The sequence below is a fragment of the Fulvivirga kasyanovii genome, assembly GCF_009711405.1.
GTDB lineage: Bacteria > Bacteroidota > Bacteroidia > Cytophagales > Cyclobacteriaceae > Fulvivirga > Fulvivirga kasyanovii.
In genome coordinates this window covers 1-6,889 of sequence record NZ_SMLW01000357.1, presented here as the reverse complement: position 1 = coordinate 6,889, position 6,889 = coordinate 1, and the positions used below count along the sequence as shown (strand labels likewise).

Genomic DNA, 6,889 nt, shown 5'->3' with positions numbered 1-6,889 from the left:
TTTTTCGTCGGCATGGTTTAATATATTGCCTTTAGTGATCACCTTATTTTTACAAGCCTTTGCCAGCCTGCTAATACACCTTCGCCTCCTCCAAAATATAATTGCACTGATAAATGTCATCCCGGTTCAGCTTCAGGCGACCTTTGATAGTGACTACCTCGTCCATTCTGAATTTAGGGTGGCCCGGCTGGAGCTTTAACTCTATGATGGACTCGGGGCCGCCGTTGCCGCAGAAAAAGCAGGAAGCATAAGGGTTTTTGGAAAGAATGTAAACCCCCTTTTTAGGGTTGATGGGTAGCATGTACCCTTTGATGTAAACCATTTGCCCATCGAGGTCTTTTACATTGGGGCCAAAGTGAGGGTAATAATAGTATGCCTCTACTTCTTCACTGTATTTATCGGTAAATTCAACGTCACCCAGTATCTCCCAGGTGATGGCTGTCTGGGCCGAAGCCATGCTGGTTGTGGCTATCAGGCCGATGATAAGTAGTCTAAGCATCTGCTAAAGTTTTTGAAATATTGATATAAAATGTCTGTATAGCAGGAATAAAAGCCGCGACCAACCCTATGCCTGTAGCGATGAGTAGCAACATCCATTCTTCGGGTAGAAATTGCCAGCCGGATAATTCATAGTGGTAGCTGGTCTGGGTATAGGAAGATAATATGGACAGGCCGGCACGGCTGAAGATCAATCCGCAGATGAAGCCGATCCATGTCAGTAGCACGGCTTCCTGCAATACCACCCACACCACCTGCCATCGCGATGCGCCGTAGGTACGCATCAGTGCCATTTCGTATTTTCGGTCTTTCAGGGAATTCCAAAGGCTGATAAACATGCTTAGCCCTGCTATGGCGATTATAGCCATGGCTATAGCGTTTAGGGTGTCTATCCCTACGCCCATAAGGCCAAATAGCCGGTTGAGTTCATAGGCAGGTACAGCAGCCTGCATGCTCGTACGCTCATTCACCAGGCGAGGTAGCTGAACCATTCCTAAGGGGTTTCTGAATGTAAGTAACATAGCTGTAATTTCACGGTCCGCTTCTTCTTCTTCTTGATGTTCGCCCGCATGCTCTGGATGGAGAGCTCCATCTTCATGAGCATGATGTCCTTCACCTTCATGATCATGCACCTCCCACACACTTTCCAGTGATGTCAGGATCAGGTTGTCCAGCACGGAGTGGGTATAGCCAAAGATGCCAACCACCCGGTAAGGATGCTCATCATGGCCTTCGCCACCTTCGCCAAGGCCGTGTGTGCCGGTGAAAGTGTCTCCCGGTTTCAGTTGAAGTTTTGCTGCCACCGCTGCTCCAAGGGTCACATCAAAAGGCTGCTTCCACAAAATGCCACTGACAGGTTTGGCTTTATAGTTTTTGGGATAATCATGGTTGGTGCCTACTATGCGGTAGCCTTCGAAACTGTCGCCATAGGAGAGGGGGATGCCCGAGGCTATCAGCGGGTGGTGTCTGAGCTTTTCGGCCTCTGCCAGGGAAATGTTGCCTGTAGGCATATCAACATGGTACACTGCGGAGAGGATCAGTTGTAGCGGGCTTCCTTTGGCACCTATTACCATGTCTATACCGTTTAGGTTATTGTCCATCTGGCGGCGAACATGTTGGTTGACCTGTAGCAGGAGGGAAATGATACCAACACCTACCGTAAGCAATACAAGACTCAAAACTGACGACAGCGGACGTGCAATGATATTTTTTAAGCTTAACCTGAATATATCCATATTAACTTGCTTGTTGAAGAGGAGCATGGGTGTTGTAGCCCGACAGCTCCAATGTATTGTGGAAAATCTCTTTAAGTCGCTGGTCATGCGTAATCACTACCAGCATGGCTGCAGTAGCCTCTGCCTGCTCCAAAAGCAGTTCTGATACCGCGCTACAGTTCTTGTCATCCAGGCTGGAGGTGGGCTCGTCGGCCAGAATGAGGCTGGGGTGATTGATCAGCGCCAGCGCTATGGCTGCCCGCTGCTGTTCTCCCTGACTAAGCCGGTGCGCTCTGGCCTTGCGATGCCGGGCTATACCTAGTCTTTTGAGAACTTCCGACAGGCGATTGTCATCCCTTTTCTTATTGGCGAGGTACTGTGCCAGGTACAGGTTTTCTTCCAGGGTGAGAGCCTGAATGAACCTGGGGCGTTGAAAGACAATGCCTATATGGTTTCCCCGAAAGCGGTCCAGCTTACCGGAAGATAGCCCTGAAAAGTCGGTGCCGTCCAGTTGCACCGTACCCGAAGCAGGTGCAAGTAGTCCGGCAAGCAGGTGTAGTAGTGTAGTTTTGCCTATGCCGGATTCTCCCAATATCAGCATGTTTTCCTTGTGGCGTAATTCAAAATCCGGAAAATGAAATTTCTGATGAGGGTTGTAAGCAAAATGTAAAGATTTGGTTTTCAGCATATTCTCCGTTTTTTGGGCAAAAGTAATAAATGAAGCATTTAAATGCAACAATGTTGCATTTGTTAAATATCTATTTATATTTGCTCCAAAATGTACTCGGGAAGGCCGCCCCGTAGTGTGGAGCAAATGCTGACCACACGACTACCCAATCATTTAATTGAACAAGACTATGAAAGTACTATTGAGTAAAATTAATCCTGATGTGGCGGGGTTTATTACGTCGTTGTTATGCGCCATTCACTGTGCCATACTTCCTTTTCTGCTTACGCTGGCGCCATTGGCAGGATTGGGCTTTCTTCACAACCCCTGGTTTGAGTATGGCATTATAGCCATAAGTTTTCTGATTGCTTCTTATGCCCTGGTGCATGGCTACCGCAGTCATCATGGCAACCTTTTGCCGCTGGCAGTGGTGGTGGCAGGCTTTGTCCTGATCGGGGGAGGGCATTGGGCTGCCTGGGCATGGGCAGAGGCTTTGTTTAGCACGGCCGGAGCTTTGCTGGTAGCCCTGGCCCATTTGATCAACTGGAAATACATTCGTCAGTCGGCTATACAATATCCTGATTGTATCCATAAAAACAGAGACATAGAAGAAGATGCTAAAGAAGAAATATAAAAAGTTACCCGTAACCGTGCTAAGTGGTTTTCTCGGGGCTGGAAAGACCACCCTTTTAAACCATGTGCTGCATAACCGGCAAGGCTTGAAAGTAGCCGTGATTGTAAATGATATGAGCGAAGTTAACATTGATAGCCAGCAGGTTGCCAATGAAGTCAGGCTCTCAAGAACAGACGAAAAACTCGTGGAGATGAGCAATGGCTGCATTTGCTGTACCCTGAGGGAAGATCTGATGATAGAGGTGGAAAGGTTGGCAAAGCAAAATAAATTTGACTACCTGCTGATTGAAAGTACAGGCATATCCGAACCTATACCCGTAGCACAAACTTTTTCTTTTGCTATGGGAGACGAACTGTACGACCTCACCAGGCTAACACGGCTGGATACCATGGTGACTGTGGTGGACGCCTTTAACTTTTTCCGGGACTTTGGTAGTGCAGAAACCGTTCTGGACAGAGGAATGACTGATGATGGGGAGGATAAAAGGGCCATTGTAAACTTGCTGACTGACCAGATAGAGTTTGCCAATGTGATCCTGCTCAATAAAACTGACTTGGTGGATGAGTCTCAGCTAGCTGTTCTGGAAGGTATAGTTTCAAAGCTTAATCCCGCGGCAAAAGTGATCAGAACCCACTTCGGCAAAGTTGATCCGAAGCTTATCCTCAATACCGGGCTGTTTGATTATGAGGAGGCGGAGCAGTCAGCAGGCTGGATCCGTGAATTGAACAATGAGCATACCCCTGAAACGGAAGAATACGGTATAACCTCGTTCGTTTACCGCGAGCGCAGGCCCTTTGATCGTGACAAGTTCCTGCACTATGCCAGCAATTCCTGGCCTGCGAGTGTGATCAGGAGCAAAGGTCTGTTCTGGTTTGCCTCGGAGCCTGACCGTGCATATTTATGGAGCCAGGCCGGAGGTTCTGCCAAAACGGATCCGTACGGCAGGTGGTGGGTTTCCGTGCCCATCAAAGAGCGGGCGAGGAACGAAGCCTACATGCAAAATCAGGAAGCTATAATGAAAAAATGGGACAAACAATGGGGAGACAGAATGAACGAGATCGTATTTATAGGCCGTGACATGGATCAGGCAGCCATAATCAGGGAAATGGAAAGCTGCCTTCAATGAGGGTGAAGTTGTGCTTTATACTAAATAAGTTTACAGCCTCATGCAGGCCTACCTTTTCGCGGATAGTATCTACAAGAGGCTGTAACTCCACTTTCTTTCTTCTTTTACGGATGTGGTATCCAATTGAGCTAAAAACTCAGCTATAGCTGGAATTAACTGATTTTAGCAACACCCGCTACCCGGAGTGCATTCATTTTGAATTTCAGAAAGGTTCACTTTTTTCTTTTCAGGCTGGCCTTCTCCCGGCTTTTCGGCATAAACGGTGATGCTGAAAATTCCAGCAGTGCCATTTTTGAAATCTTCCAGCTCTGTGGGTGTCAAATATCTGCTTAAGATATCACCCGGAATAATTATAGGCTTTTCCTTTTGGATCGTTACCTGCTGAAAACCCTGCTCTTGGATGAAGTTCAGGTATTCATCTTTTTGAATGGCCCCGGAAACACATCCTGCATACATTTCAGCGTCTTTTTGCAGTGCCTCAGGGAGCTGTCCGACCAGTACTACATCAGAAATACTGAAATGGCCTCCGGGTTTGAGTACCCTGTAGATTTCTGCAATCACCTTCTGCTTGTCAGGAACCAGGTTAAGCACACAATTGCTCACTACCACGTCTGCCGAGTCATCAGAAACAGGCATGTCTTCAATATCTCCGTAGCGGAATTCCACATTGTTGAAGTTAAGCTTCTCTGCATTTTTTCTTGCTTTTTTGATCATGACCTCAGTGAAATCTATGCCGATGACCTTTCCTGTTTCCCCGGTTTCATGTCTGGCCACAAAGCAGTCATTTCCTGCGCCTGAGCCCAGGTCTATTACCGTGTCTCCCGGTTTTATTTTAGCATATTGAGTGGGTAGCCCGCAGCCAAGTCCGAGGTCGGCATCGGCATTATATCCCTGCAGTTCGGAATAGTCATCAGTCATAATGTTGTAGACCTCTGTAGAGCACCCTCCTGCACCACAGCAGGAAGCTGCATTCATTTCTTTGTCCTGTTCCGCGATCTCGCTGTATTTGTCGCGAACAATCTTTTTGAGTTCTTCGGATGATGGTTTCATAGCTATATTTTGTTTAATTGTAATATTGCGATAATTAGAATCAAATTTTTTTCAACAGCAGTTTCGCCTATACTGCATAAACAAGCTGTTAAACAGTTTCTCTATTTCCTCCCAGCGTTTAGGGTTAATACAATAGCTTACGGAAACACCTTCAATAGTACCCTGTATAATACCGATGGCTTTGAGTTCTTTCAAATGCTGGCTGATAGTTGGCTGCGCAAGTCCCAATTCCTGCACCAGGTTGCCGTTTATGCATGTATTTGCCTTAAGTAAATATTGAATAATGGCTACACGTGCCGGATGGGCGAAGGCTTTGGCCACCAGTGCCAGGTCATTTTGTTCCGCCGTAAAAAGCTCTGTTTTAGTTACTCCCATAAATGTTATCTGTATATTGCAATATTACGATATAACGATCGGAATAGTTCACCTTCCGGAAAAAATTTAAAAGTTTTTTTAGGTTCAGATATTAAGGTATGAGGCTGGTAAGGCTTTAGGGAAGGAGTAAAGTAAAAAGGCCGTCTCAGATTTCGGACGGCCTATAGATTAATGTCTTTGATATGTTGTGCCTTTGAGGGGCAAATTTCCAAAGTTCATTCTGTGGCTGTTGCGTTTTAATGAATGGCAATTTTTTGAACCACTGATTCGTTTTCGAAGGTTAACGTCAACATGTAGTAACCTTCTCTTACATTATCAGGAAGCTCTAGTTGTGTCTGATAGTCCTGATTGTTAATCTCCAATACTATGTTTTGTCCATTCATGCCTGTAAGTGATGCCTCATGCAGTTTGCTGCCCGAATTAATATTGACTATGCGTCCGATCACGGGATTGGGATAAACTTTGTAGCTAAACGTAATCTCCGAAACGGTCAGGTAAACTGTGCCGTGATACTCGGTGTATCCATCAAAATCAGTGGCTTTTAGTCTGTAGTAAGCGCTTTCTACAGCAAGGCCTGTCCAGCTATAATCGATTTTTTCAGTGGAATTGCCCGCACCTTTCACCCGTGCTACTTCCTTAAAACGCTGGCCATCGGTTGATTTTTCAATGGTGAAGTAGTCAAAGTTTACCTCGCTGAGTGTGGACCATTTGAGGATGGCTTTGCCCTTGTTGGCAGTAGCTTTAAATTCAACCACTTCTACAGGAAGCACACCCCCATTGGTGACAAAATCATAAGTGAGTCTGTCATTTGTAAAGAGGTCGTTCTCTGTTGAGGTGTACGTAGTGGGATCGCATGAGCCCCACGTGTAGCATTGGTCTGAGGGCCCTGTGCCTACATAACCGTTGGCGTTGTTTAAGTTTCCGAAAATGTAGGTTTGCTCATTGGTGTGCAAGGTGGTGCCCGCTGTAATATTAACATCTCCAACCACAACTACCCGGCCTGAGTTATTAGTCTTGAAGCTCCCGGATGAAGTATAGTTGCCTGTCACTATTAATAAACCATTTTCATGTACTTCCATACTTGCTCCTGAGCCCAGGCTGACATCTCCATCTACAAATAAGGTGTCGTAGATATGCAATGCCGGATTGGCATTATTGATAGTCAGGCTTGAGTAAACTCTGGTATATCCGTAAACATTGATTCTTGCACTGTTGCTGTTGGTGGGGTTGCCAGGGGTTTTGGGGGCGGTTGACCAGCTATTGGTTGAAGACCAGGCAGAGATGTCGTCCCAGTTGTTTAACTGATTGTCGTTACTGGTATATAT

The 6,889-nt window shown here is 46.2% G+C and carries 8 protein-coding genes; 2 read left to right on the top strand and 6 right to left on the bottom strand.

Annotated features, from left to right (window positions below; translation table 11 throughout):
- Nucleotides 1-70: 70 nt before the first annotated feature.
- Genes E1163_RS03795 through E1163_RS03785 form a run of 3 tightly spaced genes read right to left on the bottom strand, consistent with a single transcriptional unit; the run spans nt 71 to nt 2,400 of the window.
- Nucleotides 71-499 carry a DUF3299 domain-containing protein gene (locus E1163_RS03795; protein ID WP_155169604.1) on the bottom strand — a complete coding sequence of 143 codons (429 nt, stop codon included), beginning with the start codon at nt 497-499 and terminating at the stop codon, nt 71-73.
- Complete coding sequence (locus tag E1163_RS03790; RefSeq protein WP_155169603.1) at nt 492-1,733, bottom strand: ABC transporter permease; 1,242 nt, start codon at nt 1,731-1,733, stop codon at nt 492-494. The genes E1163_RS03795 and E1163_RS03790 overlap by 8 nt, the downstream gene beginning before the upstream one ends.
- Nucleotide 1,734: 1 nt before the next feature.
- On the bottom strand, nt 1,735-2,400 hold the full coding sequence (locus tag E1163_RS03785) for an ABC transporter ATP-binding protein (protein ID WP_155169601.1): 666 nt from the start codon (nt 2,398-2,400) through the stop codon (nt 1,735-1,737).
- A 169-nt stretch (nt 2,401-2,569) separates the two neighbouring features.
- Between E1163_RS03785 and E1163_RS03780 the strand changes: the two genes are divergently transcribed.
- Entirely contained in the window at nt 2,570-3,013 is a 444-nt protein-coding gene (locus tag E1163_RS03780) for a MerC domain-containing protein (RefSeq protein WP_155169599.1), read from the top strand.
- Nucleotides 2,994-4,139: a GTP-binding protein gene (locus E1163_RS03775; protein WP_155169597.1), complete on the top strand. Its 1,146-nt coding sequence runs from the start codon at nt 2,994-2,996 to the stop codon at nt 4,137-4,139. The genes E1163_RS03780 and E1163_RS03775 overlap by 20 nt, the downstream gene beginning before the upstream one ends.
- 162 nt (nt 4,140-4,301) lie before the next feature.
- Here E1163_RS03775 and E1163_RS03770 read toward each other — a convergent pair whose 3' ends face one another.
- The 3 genes from E1163_RS03770 to E1163_RS03760 form a co-directional block, all read right to left on the bottom strand.
- Complete coding sequence (locus tag E1163_RS03770; protein WP_155169595.1) at nt 4,302-5,189, bottom strand: arsenite methyltransferase; 888 nt, start codon at nt 5,187-5,189, stop codon at nt 4,302-4,304.
- Nucleotides 5,190-5,240: 51 nt separating this feature from the next.
- Nucleotides 5,241-5,564, bottom strand: coding sequence for an ArsR/SmtB family transcription factor (locus E1163_RS03765; RefSeq protein ID WP_155169593.1), 324 nt, complete (start codon nt 5,562-5,564; stop codon nt 5,241-5,243).
- Nucleotides 5,565-5,800: 236 nt separating this feature from the next.
- Nucleotides 5,801-6,889: T9SS type A sorting domain-containing protein (locus E1163_RS03760; protein WP_155169592.1), on the bottom strand; the 1,089-nt coding region annotated here is incomplete at its 5' end.

What these genes read in the sequence shown, in the direction of transcription:
- E1163_RS03795 (WP_155169604.1), bottom strand. Translation starts at nt 499, where the DNA reads ATGCTTAGACTACTTATCATCGGCCTGATAGCCACAACCAGCATGGCT.
- E1163_RS03790 (WP_155169603.1), bottom strand. Translation starts at nt 1,733, where the DNA reads ATGGATATATTCAGGTTAAGCTTAAAAAATATCATTGCACGTCCGCTG.
- E1163_RS03785 (WP_155169601.1), bottom strand. Translation starts at nt 2,400, where the DNA reads ATGCTGAAAACCAAATCTTTACATTTTGCTTACAACCCTCATCAGAAA.
- E1163_RS03780 (WP_155169599.1), top strand. Translation starts at nt 2,570, where the DNA reads ATGAAAGTACTATTGAGTAAAATTAATCCTGATGTGGCGGGGTTTATT.
- E1163_RS03775 (WP_155169597.1), top strand. Translation starts at nt 2,994, where the DNA reads ATGCTAAAGAAGAAATATAAAAAGTTACCCGTAACCGTGCTAAGTGGT.
- E1163_RS03770 (WP_155169595.1), bottom strand. Translation starts at nt 5,189, where the DNA reads ATGAAACCATCATCCGAAGAACTCAAAAAGATTGTTCGCGACAAATAC.
- E1163_RS03765 (WP_155169593.1), bottom strand. Translation starts at nt 5,564, where the DNA reads ATGGGAGTAACTAAAACAGAGCTTTTTACGGCGGAACAAAATGACCTG.